Raw genomic sequence first — 22,438 nt, 5'->3', positions numbered from 1 at the left:
CTTGCGTCTACTTATAGTATGGACATTTGGCAGGAAACTATAAGTAGGGAATTTTTAGATTACAACCCAAGAACCTCTTCTAAATATAAAGCGATACCATCTTCTTCGTTCGTTAGCGTCGTATGGTTTGCGAGTGATTTTAATTCAGGGATGGCATTCCCCATTGCGATGCCGTGACCAGCAAATTCAATCATTTCAAAATCATTATCTTCGTCACCGAAAGCGATAATTCGCTCTTGTGGAATGTTGTAATGACTAGAAATTTTTTGTAATCCAACCGCTTTATTTAATCCGCTTTTCACAATCTCAATAATCGGCCAAGGTGCGCCCCATTTTCTATGATCGATTACTTCCGCGTGCATATCCGTTAAATGTTGACGAATTGCAGTGGAATGCTCGTCATGTGCATCAATTAATAAGCAAGTTGGATGATCGTTTAAAATATTTAATAAGTCTCCCGTAAAAATCTTAGGAGAGCCGAATTCGAAAATATGTTTTTTATCTTCATCAATTTCACGAACATACACATCGTCCATTACTTCCGCGTATATATTTTTTACGCCGAAATCAAAGCAAGCTCGTACAATTTCTTGCGCTGTTGCTAGCTCAAGAGGAGAGTGATGTGTTCCCCAGCTTGAATCAAGAGGATGATGTACGTAAGCACCGTTAAAGTTTACGATAGGTGTGTTAAGAGCAAGTTCTTTATAGTAATCATAACTAGCACGGAATGGACGTCCTGTTGAAATAACAACAATATGTCCCTGTTCCTTTGCTTTTGCAATTGTATGTTTCGTTCGAGTGGAAATTATTTTGTTGTCTGTTAATAAAGTGCCGTCTAAGTCTAATGCGATTAAATGTTGTTTGTTCATAATTTCACCTCTTATAATAATTTTTTTGTATCTATCTGTATTTCCGTTTTTAATATGCAGAAATAAGAGGTTAGACTCGGTGAAATCACCATAGATGGAAATTTCACTATATATCCATCTTACGTCTCAAAGTGCTGTGGTGTCTACTATTTATCGTTGGAAATTAAGAAAAGTCAACATCTTTTTAGAAAGTTCAAACAATGTTTCTTTCATTATGTACAAATTGTGAAAAGGGTTACATTGCTCGTGTGATGAGACTTATAATGAACATGTAATCTTCTCGTATATGTTTGACTCTCCTTTGAAACTAGCCTAGAGTAGGTTGGTTTCTTTTTTTTCTACAAGTAGGAAAGAAATCCCTGCTTACGCTTGTATCATTCATATATATGTACAAGGACGAGATGTAGTACTGTTTCCTAAACATGACAGAAAACCTTTCTTTTAAAATGGATATACTAATGAGGCAAAGACGTCATGGAAGGAGAATGAAAATGGGACAAAATCGCAGGTTTCGTTCTGGACAAAAAGCGCCGAATGATGGTATTTATGTAGAAATTGGTGAAACGGGAAGTATGGTGAAAAATCCGCAAATGGTACAATTAACTGCCGGTGAAAAGTTTCCAGATAATACGAATCATAACCGTCAGTGGACATATAAAAGAAAACCGTAACAGAAGCCGCAATCGTTATTGCGGCTTTTTTGTCGTTACACATTATAATTTCACTTACCGTATTTTTAAAACAATATAATGAATGCTTCCTTTTTCTTTTTCCAATAATAAGTTTGAAAATACATAGGCAAAATTATTGTATAAAAAAGTCAGTTGGCGTATAATCAAATCAAAGGTCAAAGAAAGTCAAACTTTTGGAGGGCTGTAAAGATGGACTTAAATCAAATGACAACAAAAACACAAGAGGCGATTATGAGTGCCCAATCTTTAGCGGTATCTCATCATCACCAAGAGGTGGATACTGTTCATCTATTACTTGCATTATTAGAAGAGCAAGATGGATTAGCAGTACGTATATTTCAAAAAATGAATGTTGATATAGAAGCATTAAAGCAAAGCGCTGAAAGCTTAATTAAAAAGAAACCTTCTGTAACAGGGAGCGGTGCAGAGGTTGGAAAATTGTATGTAACGAGCGCTCTGCAACAATTGCTTGTAAGAGCAGGGAAAGAAGCAGAAAAATTGCAGGATGATTACATTTCAGTCGAACATGTATTGCTTGCTTTTTCCGAAGAAAAAGGCGATATAAATCAATTATTTGCAAGATTGCATATTACGAAAGATAACTTATTACAGTCTTTAATGACAGTTCGGGGGAATCAAAGAGTGACTAGTCAAAATCCAGAAGCAACTTATGAAGCGTTAGAAAAATATGGCCGTGATTTAGTGGCAGAAGTCAGAGCCGGGAAAATTGATCCTGTTATCGGCCGAGATAGTGAAATTCGACGCGTTATCCGCATTCTTTCACGTAAAACGAAAAACAATCCTGTTTTAATTGGTGAGCCAGGTGTTGGTAAAACAGCAATCGTTGAAGGATTAGCACAGCGTATTGTGAAAAAGGATGTACCTGAAGGATTGAAAGATAGAACGATTTTTGCGTTAGATATGAGTGCGCTCGTAGCAGGTGCGAAATTCCGTGGTGAGTTCGAAGAGCGTCTGCAAGCTGTATTAAATGAAATTAAAAAGAGTGAAGGACGCATTTTATTATTCATTGATGAACTTCATACAATCGTTGGAGCTGGTAAAACAGAAGGTGCGATGGATGCAGGAAATATGTTAAAACCGATGCTTGCTCGTGGTGAACTGCATTGTATCGGGGCGACAACATTAGATGAATATCGTAAATATATTGAAAAAGATCCAGCACTAGAAAGACGTTTCCAACAAGTATTAGCAGAAGAACCAACTGTTGAAGATACGATTTCCATATTACGTGGATTAAAAGAACGCTTTGAAATTTATCACGGTGTAAATATTCATGACCGTGCGATTGTAGCAGCGTCAGTTTTATCAGATCGATATATTTCAGATCGCTTCTTACCGGATAAAGCGATTGACCTTGTTGATGAAGCGTGCGCAACAATTCGTACAGAAATCGATTCTATGCCGACAGAATTAGATGAAGTAACGCGTCGTATTATGCAGCTGGAAATTGAAGAAGCGGCTCTTGGAAAAGAAACGGATCGTGGTAGCCAAGAGCGTCTAAAAACATTGCAACGTGAATTATCGGATTTAAAAGAAGTTGCAAGTGGTATGAGAGCGAAATGGGAGAAAGAAAAAGAAGACATTCACAAAGTTCGTGACTTACGTGAACATTTAGAACGTCTGCGCCGTGAATTAGAAGAAGCAGAAGGTAATTACGATTTAAATAAAGCAGCCGAACTTCGTCACGGGAAAATTCCTGCAATCGAAAAAGAATTAAAAGAAGCGGAAGAAATGGGCGCGCATAATAAAGAAGAAAATCGTTTATTACGTGAGGAAGTAAGTGAAGAAGAAATTGCAGATATTGTTTCACGCTGGACTGGTATTCCTGTTGCTAAACTTGTTGAAGGCGAACGTGAGAAATTACTACGCTTAGAGCAAATCTTATCAGAGCGTGTCATCGGACAAGAGGAAGCAGTAAGCCTAGTATCAGACGCGGTTCTTCGTGCACGCGCTGGTATTAAAGACCCGAATCGTCCAATTGGTTCCTTCATTTTCTTAGGCCCTACGGGTGTTGGTAAAACAGAACTTGCAAAAACGTTAGCGCAGTCTTTATTCGATAGTGAAGAGCAAATGATTCGTATTGACATGTCTGAGTATATGGAGAAACACGCTGTGTCACGCTTAATTGGTGCGCCTCCTGGATATGTAGGATATGAAGAGGGCGGTCAATTAACAGAAGCGGTAAGACGTAAACCATATTCAGTTATTTTGTTAGACGAAATCGAAAAAGCACATCCAGAAGTGTTCAACATTTTATTACAAATGTTAGATGATGGACGCATTACAGATTCACAAGGAAGAACAGTAGACTTTAAAAACACAGTTATTATTATGACTTCAAATATTGGATCTGCTCATTTACTAGAGGGATTAGAAGAAGATGGTTCGATTAAAGAGGAATCAAGAGACCTTGTAATGGGGCAATTAAGAGGACATTTCCGCCCTGAATTTTTAAACCGTGTTGATGAAATTATTTTATTCAAACCTCTTACAACGAATGAAATTAAAGGCATTGTTGATAAAATTGTAAAAGAACTACAAGGCCGTCTAGCTGACCGTCACATTACAGTAGAATTAACAGATGCAGCAAAAGAATTTGTTGTAGAAGCTGGTTTCGACCCAATGTACGGAGCTCGTCCATTAAAACGATACGTACAACGTCAAGTGGAAACGAAATTAGCAAGAGAATTAATTGCAGGAACAATTACAGACAATAGTCACGTAGTTGTTGATGTAGAAAATAACGAATTAGTCGTTCATGTGAAATGAAAATAAAAAAGAGTTCGGATAAAATCCGGACTCTTTTTTTAGTGTTGTTCTACTGGCTCGTTTGGAATTGCAGCTGAAATTGCGAGTACTAATACAGCAAGAACAACTGAGAAAATAGACGCTTGGTTAAAGTCGTATGTACCGCCAGTCATAGAGCCAATTACGTAGCTCATCATATGTACAAGTAAGAACGACCAAATTAATGCCCAAATGAAACGCATATTTTACACCTCTATTCGTTCAATCTGTCCTTATTGTAACACAATTGAAAAAAGAATATAGAAAAATATTTGTAGATTTTTCAACGCAAATTTGCATTCCGTTCATACATTATAAAAGAGTGGTTTTATATGTTTAGAAAATAAGGCGGGGGAAAAATGAGTATTACGGAACGTTTTTTTTACTTAGAAAAAGAACCATGTGTCATTTATTTACCGGAGAAGCCAAATGGATTTTCTGTTATGCTCCTCGGTGATTATAACTACTTTATTGAGAATGGTACAAGTTTATGGACACAACATGCGGGTAAATCTTATTTCTTACATGGTCTTATTGAGCAAGGCTACACGGTCTTTTCCTCTAATTTATACGGAAGACATTGGGGGAACGATCAATCTGTTCGTCTGGCAAAACGTTTATATGATGTTGTTTTGAGAAAAGAGACGTTAAATGCGAAGATGCACATTATGGCAGATGGTATGGGAGCGCTTGTGGCACTTGAAATGATGAACAAATATCCTGAATGTATTCGTTCTGTTGTTATGTTAAATCCGTGTTTAGATTTACCAGAATATGTGGGTTTTGAGAAAGAGCATAAGTTTTTTTACAAGAGACTCGTGAAGGAATTAAGTTTGGCGTATGATTCCAAAGAAGAAGAATTAGATTTAAAAATAAATAAGAAATCATTTACGCTTCTTCCATCTTGTGTACCTGTTAAAATTTTCGTATCAACACAAGAAAAAAGAGGAAGAAAACAGCAGTTGCGGAGATATGAGAAAATGAGGCAATTAAATCAATGTGATACTTCTGTCTTATTCCATCTGCAAGATGTGAAATATAAAATGGTTAGGCAAACGACCGATTTCTTTAAAAAATATGAAGAAGAATTGTGAAGCTCCCATATACATAAATGAGGAGCTATTTGTTTCAAAGGGAAAGGGTTGGTGGTATGGAACGCGTGCTGATAATAGGTGCACTTACGTTTGTAGGTTATCACCTTGTGAATAAAATGATCGCAGAAGAAGTAGAAGTGTATGGTCTTGATTTTGATGAATTCGATAGTATGACCAAAATTAATGAAGAGAAGTTATTGTTAATTGGGCGAAATGCGTTATTTACGTATTATTCGATAAGAGATGAAGATGGATGGAGATCGGTAGAGGAAGAGAGATTCGATACTGTCTACTTTTGCTTATATGAGCCAAATCAGCAATGTGGATTTCGGAATGAAAGAGTCATATTACAATATTTAAAGCGAATTATAAGAATGTGTGAAGAACAAAAAGTGAAGTTAAATTTAATTTCTTCTATTGAAGTAAGTAGTACAGGTGAATCCGAAAATAAGCGACTATTTTTGAAAGTAGAAGAAGGGTTGAAAAAAGGGAATTTAAAATATAGTGTATTTCGAGTTCCTACATTATATGGACCGTGGCAACCATCCTTTATGATGTATCATCAGCTCATTTTATCAGAATTAGAAGAGAAAGAGTGCCGTTGTACGAGTGAGGAAAAAGGAAGTGATTTACTTTATATTGAAGATGTATGTGAATACTTATGGGAAAATGGAACGAACGGGGCGCATCTTGGTATATACAATTTACTTAGTGGTAAACAGTCATTATGGGAAAAAGGTATGAATCTTTTACGCGCGGATGATAAAGTAAATAAAAATAATAATGAAATAAGAGATGAGGCTATTGAAGTCATTTCGATAAAAAGAAATACTCCGTTAGAATACGGTTTAAATAAGCAACTGGCACACATGAAAAAATATAAAGAGTTATACGAAGAGTAGCACGCGTGTTACACTATTGTATGTGAAAGTTTTAATGGAGAGGAAGAGTATAATATGAACGAAAAAAGCATGCAGTTTTTACAAATCGCAATGAAGCATTTACCGGAAGCGAAGGCAATTTTAGATGATAACGGAATTGCACTTGATATGGAGAAGGCACAGCCGGTGTTAGAGTTGTTAATGAAAGTTATGAACGAAGCTTATGAGCTTGGGAAAGCAGATAAAGAATAAAAAGCATCTTTTTAAGATGGAAGAGAGGCCCGAACCGTGGATAGAAGCGGTCAGGGCCTTTTTTATTCTCGCCTGGGGGAAAACCAGAGATATGAATAGGATAAAGGAAAAGTAGTGAAGAGAACTCTCTAGTTTAGAAGAAAAGCAGATAAAGAATAAAATCCTTCTTTTTTGATGGAGGGGAGGCTCGAATCGTGAGTAGAAGCGGTTCGGGCCTTTTTATTTGGAATGAAACACGAAAAGGTATGATTCTGTTTCTTTTAATAAAAAATAAAGTGGATAATGCGTTAGCTTTCTGTTTTATGCGAAATATATTCTAGACAAAAATACATTTATGTTTTAAAATTAGTACCAAGTCATAATAATTGATATAAAACGGAGGGCTGCGATGTGAACGTGGGCATTTTAGGGATCGGAAGATATGTGCCAGAAAAAGTAGTCACAAATCACGATTTAGAGAAAGTAATGGATACATCCGATGAATGGATTCGTACGAGAACGGGAATTGCAGAAAGACGCATTGCCGATGATACAATAGATACTTCATATATGGCCGTAGAGGCTGCAAAAAAAGCACTTGAAGATGCAGGGGTTAGCGGAGAAGATATCGATCTTATTTTAGTGGCGACAGTAACACCAGATCGTGCGTTTCCAGCAGTAGCTTGTGTCATTCAAGAAGCGATTGGAGCGAAACATGCAGCTGCAATGGATGTAGGTGCAGCATGCGCTGGTTTTATGTACGGAATGATTACAGCGCAGCAATTTATTCAAACGGGGACTTATAAAAACGTATTAGTAGTTGGTAGTGATAAGCTATCTAAAATTGTAGACTGGAATGATCGAAATACAGCGGTATTATTTGGAGACGGAGCCGGTGCTATCGTAATGGGAGCAGTTTCAGAAGGAAGAGGCGTTCTATCTTTCGAATTAGGAGCAGACGGAAGCGGCGGTAAGCATCTATATCAAGACGAGTATGTTATGATGAATGGCAGAGAAGTCTTTAAATTTGCCGTTCGTCAACTTGGTGAATCTTGTCTTCGCGTGCTGGATAAGGCTGGTCTTACAAAAGAGGATGTAGATTTCTTAGTACCGCATCAAGCGAATATTCGTATTATGGAATCTGCAAGAGAGAGGTTAAATTTACCACAAGAAAAAATGAGTATGACAATTGAGAAGTTCGGTAATACATCAGCTTCTTCAATTCCGATTGCAATGGTAGAGGAATTGCAAAACGGACGTATTCAAGACGGTGATTTAATTATACTTGTTGGTTTTGGCGGTGGATTAACATGGGGAGCAGTTGCTCTTCGTTGGGGTAAATAAGGACTGAGAGAAAAAAAGGAGTGTATTTTGTATGGAAAAAAAGAGGGTCGTAATTACAGGACTAGGAGCTGTTACACCGGTCGGAACAGATGTTGAAACAGCATGGGAAAACATTAAAAAGGGTGTATCTGGAATCGGGCGACTTACAAGAATTGATCCAGAACTATTTCCAGCAAAAGTAGCAGCGGAAATTAACGACTTTGAAGTCGAGAAATATATTGATAAAAAAGAAGCGCGCCGTATGGATCGCTTTACACAATATGCAGTAGCAGCAGCGAAAATGGCAGTTGCAGATGCAAAGCTTGAAATTACAGAAGAAAACGGACCTCGAATTGGTGTATGGATTGGATCTGGTATTGGCGGTATGGAAACATACGAAGAACAATTTAAGATTTTTACTGAGAAAGGCCCACGCCGCGTGAGCCCATTCTTCGTGCCGATGATGATTCCAGATATGGCAGCAGGCCAAGTATCAATTGCAACAGGAGCAAAAGGAATTAACACTTGTTCTGTAACGGCTTGTGCATCTGGTGCAAACTCAATTGGCGATGCATTTAAAGCAATTCAGCGTGGTGATGCTGATGCAATGATTACAGGTGGAGCAGAAGCACCGCTAACAAGTATGGCATTCGCAGGATTTAGCTCAGCGAAAGCATTAACATTTAATGAAGACCCAGCAACGGCTTGCCGTCCATTTGATAAAAACCGTAGCGGTTTCGTAATGGGTGAAGGCTCAGGTATTCTAATTCTTGAAGAATTAGAACACGCATTAGCTCGTGGTGCTCACATTTACGCGGAAATCGCTGGTTACGGTGCAACTGGTGATGCATTCCATATTACAATGCCTGCTCCTGGTGGTGAAGGCGGAGTGCGTGCAATGCGTCAAGCTTTAGCTGATGCAGGCCTACAGCCAGAAGATATTGATTACATTAATGCGCATGGTACAAGTACGGATGCGAATGAAAAATATGAAACGATGGCAATTAAAGAAACGTTCGGTGAGCACGCGTATAAAGTAGCAATTAGCTCAACGAAATCAATGACAGGTCACTTATTAGGAGCAGCTGGTGCTGTTGAAGCGATTTTCTCTATTAAATCAATTACAGACGGAGTAATTCCTCCAACAATTAACTATGAGACACCAGATCCAGAATGTGACTTAGATTACGTACCGAATCAAGCGAGACATCAAGAAGTTAATGCAGTATTAAGTAACTCATTAGGATTCGGTGGTCATAACGCAGTGTTAGTATTTAAATCGTATAAATAATAGATAAAATAAGGAGTTTTTCCGCATTATATTGCGAAAAAACTCCTTATTTATTTTTACGTCTTTTTCTCCTGTAGCATATACATAAGAAAAAGGAGGGATAAAGATGGGGATTGTTGAAACAGCTGAATGGCTACATTTATATTATGGACGGCCAGAGAAACTTTGTGAGAAATTTACGAAGTATATTCCGTTGCCAAAAGAAAGGTTGTATCGCTTTTTAATTTCAAAAGGGATGTATCGCCCGATCATGCGCGGGGAAAAGGAAATTAAAGAATTAGAGGAAAAGGAAATTTGGAAAGAGTTGAGCCTGGAGTATGATAAATTGAAAAATTGGTTGAAAGGTCCGGATGTCCCTGTCTTTATTTTATTATCAGATTCCTATAATCGAACTGTGCAAGAAGAGTATAACGGTAGGGCTGGATTATCTATGCGTCATGTTATTTTCTTATTCGTATGTGGACGGAATTCGGTAGAAGAATTAAAAGTGTTATTGGCGCATGAATACCATCACATATGCAGGTTACATCAAATTGAGACGAAAGAAACAGAATATACATTACTTGATACAATGATTATGGAAGGGCTAGCTGAGCAAGCAGTAACAGAAAGGTATACAGAAAAAAATAATGCACCGTGGACGGCGTATCTTTCAAAAGAAGAGGCTATTTATTATTGGAAAAATGTTGTACATGAAAGAATAAGTATAAAACGAGGAACAAGGGAACATGACATCTTATTAAATGGCTTTCACTCTTATCCGAAGATGCTTGGCTATGCGCTTGGATTTCATATTGTCAAAGATTGTGTAACTTTGGAAGGAGAAGATACACTTTCTTTATTATCTATAGATGCAAAAGAAATATTGAATAAAGCAAATACATTTCATATATAAAAAAACAGGGGCTCTATTTCCTGTTTTTTTTAGTATTAATAGAAGAAAAAATAATAATTAGAATATATTTCCTCAAGTGGAATAAAGTTAAGCAAAAATGAACATAATGATTGGTACAAACAGTAGTGAAGTGAGGGGTAGTGAATGTTATATCTACATGATGTATGGGTAAATTGGTTTGAAGGTGAAGAGAATGGGTATAACGTTTGTCATTTTTACGAATGGCGGAAAGATGATACGATTGAGCTATTAGATCAAGTGCCATTATTAAAAGTAGATGCCACATTATATCATTACATCGAGAACGAATTGTTAGAGCTTCCGCAAAAAATGCTGGAAGACGTACATCATAAGGCTTATATTCGTAAAAATCATGAACGTTTGCAGCAAGAGTATTGCTTTGTTGTTACAGATGGAAAAGGAATTATTGCGATTGACACAATTGGTTACAATGTACCAATTCGCAAAAGTAGACTTATACCACGCCAAGAGCAGATGGTATATGAGATGGTAGAAAACGTACAAGCAGAAAAGTATGAGTTCCAAGTAGAAGAAACAGAAAAAGAACATCACATTTTATCACCATCGCCTTTCATTATGAATGGCTTGACTCGTAAAGAAAGACAGCTAAAACAATTATTATTTATGGCGTTAGATCAATTACATACAACGAAAAATACAGCAGAGATTCGCTATTGGTACACAGAGTGGGATCCATCAGCATATGGAACGGTTCAACATATGGAGTTCGAGGATATTTGGGCTAGACTGTATGATGAAGCGAAAGCTGGCTGGTCTGAGAAACATGAACAATTATGCGAGCGTCTCGTAAAAGGACAGCCATTTTTTGAAAAGTTATGGGAAATGGAAAATGAGCAAAAGGTAAATTAAAAAACCGCCAATTGGCGGTTTTTTAATTTTGTAGTAATCTAGTTCCAGCGGCAAGAATGTTCGGTGGCTTCGCATTCTAAACTAGCCGCCTCCGCTTTATATGTTACCTACGTTTTCTGCTTAGTCCCATTGCGTTTTCTACTTTGCGTAGTTGTTTGAATGCAACGCGGTTTGCTTTTTCTGCACCTTTGTCTAGAATTTCGTCTAGTTCTGGTGAGTTGATTAGTTCGTTATATTTGTCTTGGATTGGACGAATTGCTTCTACGACTACTTGCGCTAGGTCGCCTTTGAAGTCGCCGTATCCTTTTCCTTCGTACATTGCTTCAATTTCTTCAACTGTTTTTCCAGAGAATGAAGAGTAGATTGTTAATAAGTTAGAGATACCAGGTTTGTTTTCTTTATCAAATTTCACAATACCTTCAGAGTCAGTAACAGCACTCTTAATTTTCTTTTCAATTGTTTTTGGCTCATCAAGCATACTAATCATTGATTTTGGATTCGGATCAGATTTGCTCATTTTTTTCGTAGGTTCTGTTAATGACATAACGCGAGCTCCTACTTTTGGAATACGAATTTCAGGCATTGTAAAGATTTCACGGTAACGTTTGTTGAAACGCTCTGCTAGGTCACGTGTTAATTCGATATGTTGCTTTTGATCATCACCAACCGGCACGATTTCAGTATTGTAAAGTAAAATATCAGCAGCCATTAATGGTGGATACGTAAGTAATCCAGCTGGAACTGAATCTCTACCAGAAGCTTTATCTTTATATTGCGTCATACGCTCTAATTCTCCAACGTAAGCAACAGATTGCATGATCCAACCTAGTTGAGCGTGTGCTGGTACTTCTGATTGTACAAATAAAGTAGCTTTTTCAGGGTCAATGCCACATGCCACATAAAGTGCAGCAAGACTGCGGATGTTTTTACGAAGCCCGACGGGATCTTGAGGTACTGTAATCGCATGTTGGTTTACAATACAGAAATAACAGTCGTGTTCATTTTGAAGCTCTGTAAACTGCTTCATTGCTCCTAAATAGTTTCCAAGTGTAATCGTTCCACTTGGCTGAATACCAGAAAAGATAACTGACATAAGTAATTCCTCCTAAAATTGAATGCGTGATGGGGGAAGAGAAGGCAAACAAAAAAGCCCATTCATCCCAAAAACTATAGGGACGAATGGACCGCGGTACCACCCTAATTATTTCACTACTGTGAAATCTCTCTAATCCATAATAACGTTTGGATATAACGCCAAAGCCTACTACTTTCGGTTCGGTTTGGTGCTCAAAAGCCCATTCCATACTGTACAATTACTTGTTCACACCGACCACAAGCTCTCTGAAATTGCCTCAATATGTACTCTTCTTTATCATCGCATACATATAAATTTATTTATTGTTACTTGAGCTCTTTTAATATGAAAGAACTAAAGTTTTATAACAAAATGTTTTGCTGATTATTATATCATATGGGATAGTGTTTGCAAACTACATCAAAATAGTAAAGCTAATAAGGGTCGAGAACAACCCAAGAACGATACCTGTAATACAAATTGGATATGTCCATTTGAATGAATATGTTTTATAAATACGTTCTTTCTTATCTGTAGGTTCCTCGACTTCTTCAATTAAAGAGTCAATCTTTTTATTCGTACCAAATACTCTTTGGAATGCGTAAATGGTTACATTGAAAAAACCATTTTGAAATATGTATAAAAAACCGCCGATAAGAATAAAAAACAGTGCAATATAAAACAAGATGTTGACAAAATTCAACAAAAATTGCGATGAAATGAGGAATGCGCCAATACTAGAAGCGATTATCGCTATGAAAATTAGTATACAAGTATGAAAAAAAACTTTATTCAAAATGTTCCCCTCCGTCAAAATATTACTAGAATTATTATACTATAAAAGCTATAATATGTACTAGAATTAATTTTTTGAAAATTATACGCAATTAAAGGTCTGATTTCAAGATGATGGTATCAATGTTAACGTATCCCTTTACAAAAAAATAAAAATATAAACATTTTATTAAAAATTTTAACAAAAAAACAAAAAACTATATTCACAATTGTTATATTATATGTATAATGAAAATTGTAGAAACTTGGAGATTATTCTTTCAATTCTACTTTTTAACAAGTGAGGGTACAGGAAGTGCAAGTAGGGGAGGCAACACAACATGAAGAAAAAGATACCGTTATTAGTTGCATCGACGTTGACAGTCAGTATGCTAGGGGCTTGTAGTTACCAAAAAGAGGACAATAAAGCAGGCGCAAAAGAAAAATCCTCAAACAAACAAGTGTTAAATTTAACCGAAACAGCTGAAATTCCAACTATGGATACGACGTTATCAACAGATGCAACATCTTCTAACATCATGAATAATACAATGGAGGGATTATATCGTCTGGGGAAAGATGATAAACTTGTTCCAGGTGTCGCAAAATCTTATGAGAAATCAGAGGATGGCAAAAAGTATGTATTTAAATTACGTGAAGATGCGAAATGGTCTAATGGTGAACCTGTAACAGCGAAAGACTTCGTTTATTCTTGGAGAAGAGCTGTAGATTCAAATACGGGTGCCAAGTTTGCTTACATACTATTTGATGTTAAAAATGCGGAGAAAGTTAACAAAAAAGAATTACCAATTGAAGAACTTGGTGTAAAGGCAATTGATGATCATACACTTGAAGTGGAATTAGATAACCCTGTTCCTTATTTTGTAAGTTTAACAGTCTATCCAACATTGTATCCTTTGAATGAGAAGTTTGTAACAGAACAAGGAGCAAAATTTGGATTAGAATCCAATACGACACTTTATAATGGTCCATTCGTATTAAATGAATGGAAGCATGAACAAAGCTTCCAACTTAAGAAAAATCCAACGTATTGGGAAAATAAAGAAGTAAAACTTGAAGAAATAAACTTCAATATTGTTAAGGATCGTTCAACTGCTATAAATTTATATGAAACGAAAGCAATTGATCGTGTAGTGTTAACATCAGAGTTTGTAGATAAATACAAATCAGATGCTGATTTCAAAACGATTAAAAGGCCATCTACACAATTTATTCGCTTAAATGAAAAGAATAAATTTTTAGCAAATAAAAATATCCGAAAAGCAATTGCAATGTCCTTTGAACGTGAAAATATCGGAAAAGTTATCTTAAACGATGGTTCAGAGGGGATATATGGTTTTGTTCCGAAAGGCTTAGCAAAAGGTCCGAATGGAAAAGACTTCCGTGAAGAGAACGGAAAGCTTATAAAAGAGGATATTAAAGAAGCTCAAAAATATTGGGAAGCTGGTAAAAAAGAACTTGGTGTAGAGAAAGTAGAGTTAGAGCTATTAAACTTTGATACTGATGATGCTAAAAAAATCGGAGAGTATTTAAAAGGCCAATTTGAAAAGAACTTACCAGGTCTAACAGTTCCGACAAAAATGCAGCCATTTGCACAAAAATTAAAACTTGAAGCAAGTGGAGATTATGCGATGTCGTATGCAGGATGGAGTCCAGATTATATGGATCCAATGTCATTCCTTGAAATGTATACAACAGGTAATGCGCAAAACAAAGTAAATTACGCAAATTCAGCGTATGATGATTTAATTAAAAAAGCAAAAACAGAAGTTGATGTACAAGCTCGCTGGGATGCACTATTAAAAGCGGAAAAACAACTGCTTGAAGATGCTGCGATTGCTCCAGTATATCAACCTGGAAAAGCATATTTACAACGTGGCTCAATTACTGGCCTATTAGAACATAAATATGGCGGAGAATTTAGCTATAAGTGGGTTGAACTCAAAAATTAAAAATGGTTTCCATCATGAATAAGGGTATATGCCTATGATGGGCATATGCTCTTATTTTAAAAAAATAAAAGTAAGAATATTTTAAACTATCTTATTGCTTTTGAGAAAAACGGGGAGGTGCTTGACTATGGGACGTTATGTATTAAAACGTTTCGTGTACATGGCTTTGACATTATTTTTAATTACTACGCTGACTTTCTTTTTGATGAAATTACTTCCGGGTTCTCCGCTTAAAAACCAGGAGAAGCTATCACCGGCACAAAAAGAAATCATTCTGGAAAAATATGGTTTAAATGATCCGGTACCAGTTCAATACGCACGTTACTTAGGTAACTTAGCAAAAGGTGATTTAGGGGTATCATTCCAATATGATAACCGTCCAGTAACAGATATGATTGTGGATCGCATTGGACCATCAGCACAGCTTGGTTTACAAGCGATTATATTAGGAACATTTATCGGTTTAATTTTAGGAATCGTTGCGGCACTTCGTAACAATACATGGGTCGATTATGGAGCGACAATTATTTCCGTACTCGGGATGTCGGTACCATCATTCGTATTCGCCGCTTTACTACAATATTTCGTAGGGGTAAAACTTGGTTGGTTCCCAGTAGCGTTCTGGAAAGGACCAGAGTTTACAGTAATGCCTACAATTGCTTTATCGATGGCAGTTATTGCAACAATCGCACGTTTCGCTCGTGCCGAGTTAATTGAAGTTATGCAAGCCGATTACATTTTAACAGCAAAAGCGAAAGGGATTAGCCAAGGTGTTATCATTATCAAACACGCACTTCGTAACGCGTTAATTCCAGTAGTAACAATTTTAGGACCAATGGTTGCAGGTTTAATCACAGGTACATTAGTTATTGAGCAAATTTATGCTGTACCAGGACTAGGGGAACAGTTCGTTAAATCTATTACAGTGAATGACTATACAGTTATTATGGGAACTACAATTTTCTATAGTGCAATCTTCATTTTAGTTATTTTCATTGTCGATATTTTATACGGAATTATTGATCCTCGAATTCGTTTAGCGGGAGGGAAAAAGTGATGAAAGATGTACAAAAATTATCTCCAGATTTATTTCAACAAGCCAATCAAAATAATGTGGATAATGAAGTCATTGCCCGTCCAAGCTTAACGTTTTGGCAAGATGTAAGAAGACGTTTGTTCCAACATAAAGGCGCGATGTTTGGTTTCGTATTATTAAGCCTTATTATATTACTAGCAATTTTTGGACCGATGGTAAGTAAACACTCGTATAAAGAGCAAGATTTAGGTCGTGCGAAAATGCCACCGAAAATTCCTGTTATTGAAAATGTTCATTGGTTACCATTTGACGGTACAGATCAATATGGTGTTGACCAATATGAAAAACGTGATATTAAAGAGTATTTCTGGTTTGGTACAGATGATCTTGGTCGTGATTTATGGACAAGAACATGGGAAGGTACACGAGTATCATTATATATCGCTCTTTTAGCAGCAGCAATTGACTTAGTAATTGGGGTTGCATACGGAGGTATTTCAGCGTTTTATGGCGGCAGAGTAGATAATATTATGCAACGTATTATGGAGATTATTAACGGTATTCCATACTTAATCATCGTTATCTTAATGGTAATCATTATGGGATCTGGTATATGGTCAATTACACTCGCAATGGCAATTACAGGTTGGATAGGGATGTCGCGTATCGTTCGTGGACAAATCCTGAAATTAAAAAACCAAGAATATGTGTTAGCATCTCGTACATTAGGTGCAACAAATACACAATTAATTGTAAAACACTTAATCCCGAACGTAATGGGACCAATTATCGTAATGACAATGTTTACAATTCCAACGGCGGTGTTTGGTGAGGCGTTCTTAAGCTTCATCGGTTTAGGTATTCAGCCACCATTCGCGTCACTTGGTTCTCTTGTAAATGACGGTTATAAATCTATTCAAACGTATCCGCATATGATGTTCATCCCTGCGGTTGTCATCAGTATATTAATTTTAGCGTTTAACTTAATGGCAGACGGATTACGCGATGCGTTAGATCCAAAAATGCGTAAGTAAAAGAGGGGAGAGGCAAAGATGAAAACATTGTTAGAGGTAAAAGATTTACAAGTCTCCTTTGATACACATGCAGGTGAAGTACAAGCTGTACGCGGCGTTACTTTTGATTTGAAAAAAGGAGAGACATTGGCGATTGTAGGAGAATCTGGTTCAGGGAAATCAGTTACTTCTAAAGCGTTAATGGGATTAATTCCGAATCCTCCTGGACGCATTAAAAATGGTGAGATCGTATTTGAAGGTCGTGACTTAACGAAATTAACAGAAAAAGAAATGCAGCAAGTACGTGGTAAAGATATCGCGATGATTTTCCAGGATCCAATGACATCATTAAACCCAACGATGACAATTGGAAATCAAATTATGGAAGGCCTTATTAAACACCAAGGGATGAGTAAAGCAGACGCACGTAAAGTTGCTTTAGAATTAATCGACCTTGTAGGTATTCCAAATCCAGAAGCTCGTTTAAAACAATATCCTCACCAATTCTCAGGTGGTATGAGACAGCGTGTAGTTATTGCGATGGCGTTAGCTTGTAACCCGAAATTATTAATTGCCGATGAGCCGACAACAGCGCTAGACGTTACGATTCAGGCACAAATTTTAGAACTTATGAAAGACATTCAGCAAAAAACAGAAGCGGCAATTATTTTCATTACGCATGACTTAGGTGTAGTAGCAAACGTTGCTGACCGAGTGGCAGTTATGTATGCTGGTAAAGTTGTTGAAATTGGAACTGTAGATGAAATTTTCTATAATCCGAAACATCCATATACTTGGGGCTTAATCGCATCTATGCCAAGTTTAGATGGCTCAGAGGAAGAGTTATATGCAATTCCTGGAACGCCTCCGGATTTATTAAAGCCGCCAAAGGGTGATGCTTTTGCACCACGTAACCCACAGGCACTAAAAATTGATTTTGAAATGGACCCACCTTTATTTAAAGTAAGTGATACACACTATGCGGCAACTTGGTTACTTCACGAGCAAGCTCCAGAGGTAAAACCGCCGGCAGTCGTTGAAAAACGTATTCTTCAAATGAAAGCAGGTGAACAACATGACTAAACAACGTGAGAAATTAATTGAAGTAAAAAATGTAAAGCAGCACTTCGACGTGAGTGGTGGTGTTGTCAAAGCGGTTAATGATATTTCATTTGATATTTACCGCGGAGAAACATTTGGTCTTGTAGGAGAATCAGGTTGTGGTAAATCAACTACTGGAAGAACGATTATTCGTTTATATGATGCAACTGCTGGTGAAGTATTGTTCGATGGTGAAAACGTACATGGTAAGAAATCACGCGCAGAATTGAAGAAATTCAACCGTAAAATGCAAATGATTTTCCAAGATCCATACGCATCATTAAATCCTCGTATGACAGTAGGGGATATTATCGCAGAAGGTATTGATATTCACGGATTAGCGAAAAGTAAAAAAGAGCGCATGGACCGTGTTCATGAACTATTAAACACAGTTGGTTTAAATAAAGAGCACGCGAACCGTTTCCCGCACGAATTCTCAGGTGGACAACGTCAGCGTATCGGTATCGCTCGAGCGCTTGCTGTAGAACCAGAATTTATCATTGCGGATGAGCCGATCTCAGCACTTGACGTATCGATTCAGGCGCAAGTTGTAAACTTACTGAAAAAGCTACAAAAAGAAAAAGGTCTAACATACTTATTCATTGCCCATGATTTATCAATGGTAAAATACATTAGTGACCGCATCGGTGTAATGTACCGTGGTCAAATCGTTGAGCTAACAACAAGTGAAGAGTTATATGCGAATCCAGTTCATCCATATACGAAATCACTATTATCAGCAATTCCGCTACCAGATCCAGATTATGAGCGCAATCGTAAACGTATCGTATACGATCCATCGCAGCATGATTACGGTAGCGAAGTGCCAACAATGCGTGAAATTCGCCCAGGACATTTCGTACTATGTTCTGAAGCAGAGTATAAGAAATATAAAGAGATTTATCAATAATAAAAAAAGCCATTCTTCCATTAAGGAAGGATGGCTTTTTTCTATACTATATAAATGAGTTGTCGGTAAGTCGATATAAATTGCATTTATTAATAACTACATCATGATCAAACAAGTACTACTGTGCCTGAACAGAACCAATCTCGTCTTGCTCTTCTGGTTTCACAAGTGCGTAACGTTCCCACGCCCTGCTTTTCCAGCGGAAGAACATAATAATGGCACGCGTCCATTCGTCGATGGCGATCGCTAGCCAAATACCAACGAGCCCCATATCTAAATGAAAGGCGAAAAAGTAACCTAGTGGTAAACTCATTAACACCATAGAGAATGCACCGATTAAAACAGGATATTTTGCATCACCAGCTGCACGAAGCGAATTAATGATGACGATATTCATCGTACGTCCCGTTTCAAGTAGTACACTTAGTAAAAGAACACTTGCGCCTAACCCGATAATGTGCGGATTATCTGTAAACAGTCCCATTAATTGTGTACGGAATGTAATAACGAGAGCGACCATACATAGAGTTACACCAATCGCCCATTTTACACTTTTCCATAAGCGTTCGTATGCTTCATCCTTTTCGCCACCACCAACAAGGCGGCCAATAATAATGGCTGTTCCCATACCAATCGCAATTGCAAATAAATAAGTGAACATGGAAATGTTAGTAGCGTACTGTCTAGCAGCTAATGATTCCGTTCCTAAGTACGTTGCGTAATAAAGGAAGACGATTTGACAAGCTTGATACATCACTTGTTCAAATGCAGATGGAATACCGATTTTTAAAATTTTCCCAATGTATTCTTTGGATAAAGTGAAGTAATATTGTAATTTCACGCGATATTCCATAACGCGGTATAGTAACCAGAAGAAAACAATAAGTGCGATCAATCGACTGATAGCGGAAGAAATTGCAGCCCCTTGTACACCGAGCTCAGGGAAACCAAATTTCCCGAAAATGAGTACGTAGTTTCCAGCGATATGAATAATATTCATTCCGAGTGAAATAAACATCGCTTGCTTTGTAAAACCATGTACACGGATGATTGCGGCTAATGAGTTAATGATAGCTTGCAGGAAGATAGCCCCTCCGACGATAGATAAGTAGTTTTGCGCATACGTTAGTACATCGCCTTGTAAGTTCATTGCGAGCATCATATGTTTCGAAAATAAAAGAAAACCAGCGCTTATAACGAGCCCAACTATTAAATTTAATGTGACGGCTAATGCTGATATTTTAGATGCTTCCATAAAGCGTCTGGAACCGAGGTATTGAGATACAACGATAGCAGCACCGTTCCCGATGACTTCTAATACCAAAATCGCAATATGGAGATATTGATTCGCTGCACCAACCCCAGATACAGCATCGTCTGATAATGCACTTAACATGAAAGTATCAGCGATCCCCATCAACATAAAAAGAAAAACTTCTAGAAAAATAGGCCATGTTAATAAGAATAAACTTAATTTCTCTGTTGGCCCATTTTTTTCCTGAATTGCTGTCATGTCCGTCCCCTCTTTACCGATATCTATTTTTAGCAAAATGTATCGTAACATACTTTCTTATCCTTTGCACTCATTTTAGCCTACATATTTTTAATATGAAGGGACTGCTATTTTATGTTAAAAAGGTTGGGATAATTATACATAAAGTATTATAAAATATAAAATTTATTTTTCTCTGATAATTTAGAAAAATATAAAAATAATTATTTTTGGTACTTTAGTAAAGATAATCAGCAATATAAAACGTTTACAAAGATATATTTTTTTACAGAAAATTTTAATGAAATAGAAATATAAATATACAAAAAATATATTTGTGTGTATAATATGAATTATTAGAACATATATATATTTCTTTCTGTTTGAAAATGAAAGGGCTAACATTTTTTTGGAGGGTGGAAGTATGAAAAAAAAGATACCAGTTTTTGTAGCATCAACAGTAGCGATGAGCATGATGTTAGGGGCATGTAGCTATCAAAAAGATGAACCGCAAGCAAACGCAAAAGGGGATAGCGGGAAAAGCGGTGCGAAGCAAGTTATTAACTTAATTGAAACACAAGAAATTCCAACGATGGACACAGCATTATCAGCTGACGCAGTTTCTTCAAGAGTAATGAACAATACGATGGAAGGCTTATACAGTTTAGGAAAAGATGATAAGCTAGTTCCAGGTGTAGCGAAGGAATTTAAAAAGTCAGAAGACGGTAAAAAGTATACGTTTAAGTTACGTGAAGACGCGAAATGGTCAAACGGTGAGCCTGTGACAGCGAAAGATTTCGTATACGCATGGCAAAGAGCGATTAATCCAGATACAGCTGCGAAATCAGCTTATATTATGTACGATATAAAAAATGCAGAGAAAATTAATAAAAAAGAGATGAGTCCTGATCAACTAGGTGTAAAAGCAATTGATGATTACACATTAGAAGTTGAATTAGACAATTCCATTCCATATCTTGTAGATTTAATGGTATATCCAATCTTCTATCCTGTGAATGAGAAATTTGTTAAAGAGCAAGGTGCAAAGTTTGGTTTAGAAGCAAATACTACACTTTATAACGGACCATTTACATTAAGCGATTGGCAGCATGAACGTAGCTTTAAAATGACAAAGAACCCATCATATTGGGACAATAAAGAAGTGAAGATTGAAGAAGTAAACTTTAATATTGTAAAAGATACATCTACGCCAATTAACTTATATGAAACAAATGCAATTGATCGAGCGTCGTTATTAGCGGAGTTTATCGATAAATATAAAGGAAAACCAGATTTCCAAACAGTAGAAGATACATCTGTATTCTTCCTACGTTTAAATCAAAAAGATCCAGCTTTAGCAAATAAAAATATTCGTAAAGCAATTTCACTTGCTTTTGACCGTAAGCCATTCGTGGATACATTATTAAACAACGGTTCTAAGCCAGCGACAGGATTAATTCCTGATAACTTCATTAAAGGACCAGATAAAAAAGATTTCCGTGCTGTAAACGGGGATATTGTAAAACCAAACGTGAAAGAAGCGAAGAAATATTGGGAAGCTGGTAAAAAAGAACTTGGTAAAAATGAAATCGAATTAGAATTATTAAATGAAGATGTAGAGTTATCAAAGAAAACTGGTGAATATTTAAAAGGTGAATTAGAAAAGAATTTACCAGGTTTAACAGTAAAAATTAAACAACAACCATTCGCACAAAAACTAAAATTAGAAGATGCGGGTGATTATGTCATGTCATTCTCTGGATGGAGTGCGGACTTCCCAGATCCAATTACATATCTTGATATGTTTGTAACAGATGGGTCACAAAATAAGATGAAGTACTCTAATCCAAAATACGATGAAATCATTATGAAGGCGAAAAAAGATGGAAGCGATGTAAATGCTCGTTGGAAGAACTTATTAGAAGCAGAAAAAATGTTACTTGATGATGCTGCGATCGTTCCAGTATATCAACGTGGTAGAGCATATTTACAAAGAGATTCAATTAAAAATATGTATAACCATAAATATGGCGGCGATTTAAGCTTTAAATGGGCGTCAGTAGAGAAATAAGAAAAAAAGCAGGTGATC

General features: G+C 36.8%; 20 protein-coding genes and 1 other annotated feature. Of the genes, 15 read left to right on the top strand and 5 right to left on the bottom strand.

The window, feature by feature from the left end; genetic code table 11:
• Positions 1-59: 59 nt before the first annotated feature.
• Positions 60-869, bottom strand: coding sequence for a Cof-type HAD-IIB family hydrolase (locus tag IBT51_RS16130; RefSeq protein WP_001041231.1), 810 nt, complete (start codon positions 867-869; stop codon positions 60-62).
• A 491-nt stretch (positions 870-1,360) separates the two neighbouring features.
• Between IBT51_RS16130 and IBT51_RS16125 the strand changes: the two genes are divergently transcribed.
• Together IBT51_RS16125 and clpB are read left to right on the top strand one after the other, a co-directional pair.
• The gene (locus IBT51_RS16125; RefSeq protein WP_000531422.1) at positions 1,361-1,540 is read left to right on the top strand and encodes a YjzC family protein; all 180 of its coding nucleotides are present in this window, start codon (positions 1,361-1,363) and stop codon (positions 1,538-1,540) included.
• 210 nt (positions 1,541-1,750) lie between these two features.
• Positions 1,751-4,351, top strand: a complete 2,601-nt coding sequence (clpB, locus tag IBT51_RS16120) for an ATP-dependent chaperone ClpB (protein WP_064532900.1) — start codon at positions 1,751-1,753, stop codon at positions 4,349-4,351.
• Between the two features lie 38 nt (positions 4,352-4,389).
• On the opposite strand, the gene IBT51_RS16115 is transcribed toward clpB, so the two are convergent.
• Positions 4,390-4,572: a YjzD family protein gene (locus IBT51_RS16115; RefSeq protein ID WP_001211116.1), complete on the bottom strand. Its 183-nt coding sequence runs from the start codon at positions 4,570-4,572 to the stop codon at positions 4,390-4,392.
• 156 nt (positions 4,573-4,728) lie between these two features.
• Here IBT51_RS16115 and IBT51_RS16110 point away from each other — a divergent pair, with 156 nt between their 5' ends.
• The 7 genes from IBT51_RS16110 (at position 4,729) to IBT51_RS16080 (ending at position 10,975) form a co-directional block, all read left to right on the top strand.
• Positions 4,729-5,463, top strand: a complete 735-nt coding sequence (locus IBT51_RS16110) for a lipase family protein (protein ID WP_000028690.1) — start codon at positions 4,729-4,731, stop codon at positions 5,461-5,463.
• Positions 5,464-5,492: 29 nt separating this feature from the next.
• The gene (locus IBT51_RS16105) at positions 5,493-6,365 is read left to right on the top strand and encodes an NAD-dependent epimerase/dehydratase family protein (protein ID WP_053565026.1); all 873 of its coding nucleotides are present in this window, start codon (positions 5,493-5,495) and stop codon (positions 6,363-6,365) included.
• Positions 6,366-6,419: 54 nt separating this feature from the next.
• Positions 6,420-6,596 carry a ComZ family protein gene (locus IBT51_RS16100; protein ID WP_001986215.1) on the top strand — a complete coding sequence of 59 codons (177 nt, stop codon included), beginning with the start codon at positions 6,420-6,422 and terminating at the stop codon, positions 6,594-6,596.
• 390 nt (positions 6,597-6,986) lie between these two features.
• Positions 6,987-7,919 (top strand): beta-ketoacyl-ACP synthase III, encoded by a 933-nt coding sequence (gene fabH, locus IBT51_RS16095; protein WP_053565025.1) that lies wholly within the window; start codon positions 6,987-6,989, stop codon positions 7,917-7,919.
• Positions 7,920-7,950: 31 nt separating this feature from the next.
• Entirely contained in the window at positions 7,951-9,189 is a 1,239-nt protein-coding gene (fabF, locus tag IBT51_RS16090) for a beta-ketoacyl-ACP synthase II (RefSeq protein ID WP_000412656.1), read from the top strand.
• A gap of 106 nt (positions 9,190-9,295) precedes the next feature.
• Positions 9,296-10,084, top strand: a complete 789-nt coding sequence (locus IBT51_RS16085; RefSeq protein WP_071731607.1) for a DUF2268 domain-containing putative Zn-dependent protease — start codon at positions 9,296-9,298, stop codon at positions 10,082-10,084.
• A 144-nt stretch (positions 10,085-10,228) separates the two neighbouring features.
• Positions 10,229-10,975 (top strand): YjbA family protein, encoded by a 747-nt coding sequence (locus IBT51_RS16080; protein ID WP_000966129.1) that lies wholly within the window; start codon positions 10,229-10,231, stop codon positions 10,973-10,975.
• Between the two features lie 103 nt (positions 10,976-11,078).
• Here the strand turns inward: IBT51_RS16080 and trpS are convergent, their stop codons facing one another.
• Positions 11,079-12,068, bottom strand: a complete 990-nt coding sequence (trpS, locus tag IBT51_RS16075; RefSeq protein WP_000110982.1) for a tryptophan--tRNA ligase — start codon at positions 12,066-12,068, stop codon at positions 11,079-11,081.
• Positions 12,069-12,143: 75 nt separating this feature from the next.
• Positions 12,144-12,360, bottom strand: a binding site (T-box leader).
• Positions 12,361-12,465: 105 nt separating this feature from the next.
• On the bottom strand, positions 12,466-12,846 hold the full coding sequence (locus IBT51_RS16070) for a DUF3899 domain-containing protein (RefSeq protein ID WP_001044985.1): 381 nt from the start codon (positions 12,844-12,846) through the stop codon (positions 12,466-12,468).
• Positions 12,847-13,165: 319 nt separating this feature from the next.
• On the opposite strand from IBT51_RS16070, the gene IBT51_RS16065 reads away from it, so the two are divergent.
• From IBT51_RS16065 to IBT51_RS16045, 5 genes are all read left to right on the top strand, one after another.
• Positions 13,166-14,797: a peptide ABC transporter substrate-binding protein gene (locus tag IBT51_RS16065; protein WP_053565022.1), complete on the top strand. Its 1,632-nt coding sequence runs from the start codon at positions 13,166-13,168 to the stop codon at positions 14,795-14,797.
• 127 nt (positions 14,798-14,924) lie between these two features.
• Positions 14,925-15,854: an oligopeptide ABC transporter permease gene (gene opp3b, locus IBT51_RS16060; RefSeq protein ID WP_000534165.1), complete on the top strand. Its 930-nt coding sequence runs from the start codon at positions 14,925-14,927 to the stop codon at positions 15,852-15,854.
• Complete coding sequence (gene opp3C / locus IBT51_RS16055) at positions 15,851-16,867, top strand: oligopeptide ABC transporter permease (RefSeq protein ID WP_000974098.1); 1,017 nt, start codon at positions 15,851-15,853, stop codon at positions 16,865-16,867. Before opp3b ends, opp3C begins: the two co-directional genes overlap by 4 nt.
• Positions 16,868-16,885: 18 nt before the next feature.
• Positions 16,886-17,929: an ABC transporter ATP-binding protein gene (locus tag IBT51_RS16050; RefSeq protein ID WP_000854346.1), complete on the top strand. Its 1,044-nt coding sequence runs from the start codon at positions 16,886-16,888 to the stop codon at positions 17,927-17,929.
• Positions 17,922-18,857 carry an ABC transporter ATP-binding protein gene (locus IBT51_RS16045; RefSeq protein WP_016082471.1) on the top strand — a complete coding sequence of 312 codons (936 nt, stop codon included), beginning with the start codon at positions 17,922-17,924 and terminating at the stop codon, positions 18,855-18,857. The genes IBT51_RS16050 and IBT51_RS16045 overlap by 8 nt, the downstream gene beginning before the upstream one ends.
• A gap of 118 nt (positions 18,858-18,975) precedes the next feature.
• On the opposite strand, the gene IBT51_RS16040 is transcribed toward IBT51_RS16045, so the two are convergent.
• Positions 18,976-20,421: an MATE family efflux transporter gene (locus IBT51_RS16040; protein ID WP_003291568.1), complete on the bottom strand. Its 1,446-nt coding sequence runs from the start codon at positions 20,419-20,421 to the stop codon at positions 18,976-18,978.
• Positions 20,422-20,773: 352 nt separating this feature from the next.
• Between IBT51_RS16040 and IBT51_RS16035 the strand changes: the two genes are divergently transcribed.
• Positions 20,774-22,420 (top strand): peptide ABC transporter substrate-binding protein, encoded by a 1,647-nt coding sequence (locus IBT51_RS16035; protein WP_053565020.1) that lies wholly within the window; start codon positions 20,774-20,776, stop codon positions 22,418-22,420.
• The last annotated feature ends 18 nt before the right edge of the window (positions 22,421-22,438 follow it).

This window comes from Bacillus sp. S71 (assembly GCF_016625265.1).
Classification (GTDB): Bacteria; Bacillota; Bacilli; order Bacillales; family Bacillaceae_G; genus Bacillus_A; species Bacillus_A cereus.
Note: the sequence above shows the minus strand (reverse complement) of the source record. Positions and strands in the feature narration are given on the sequence as shown.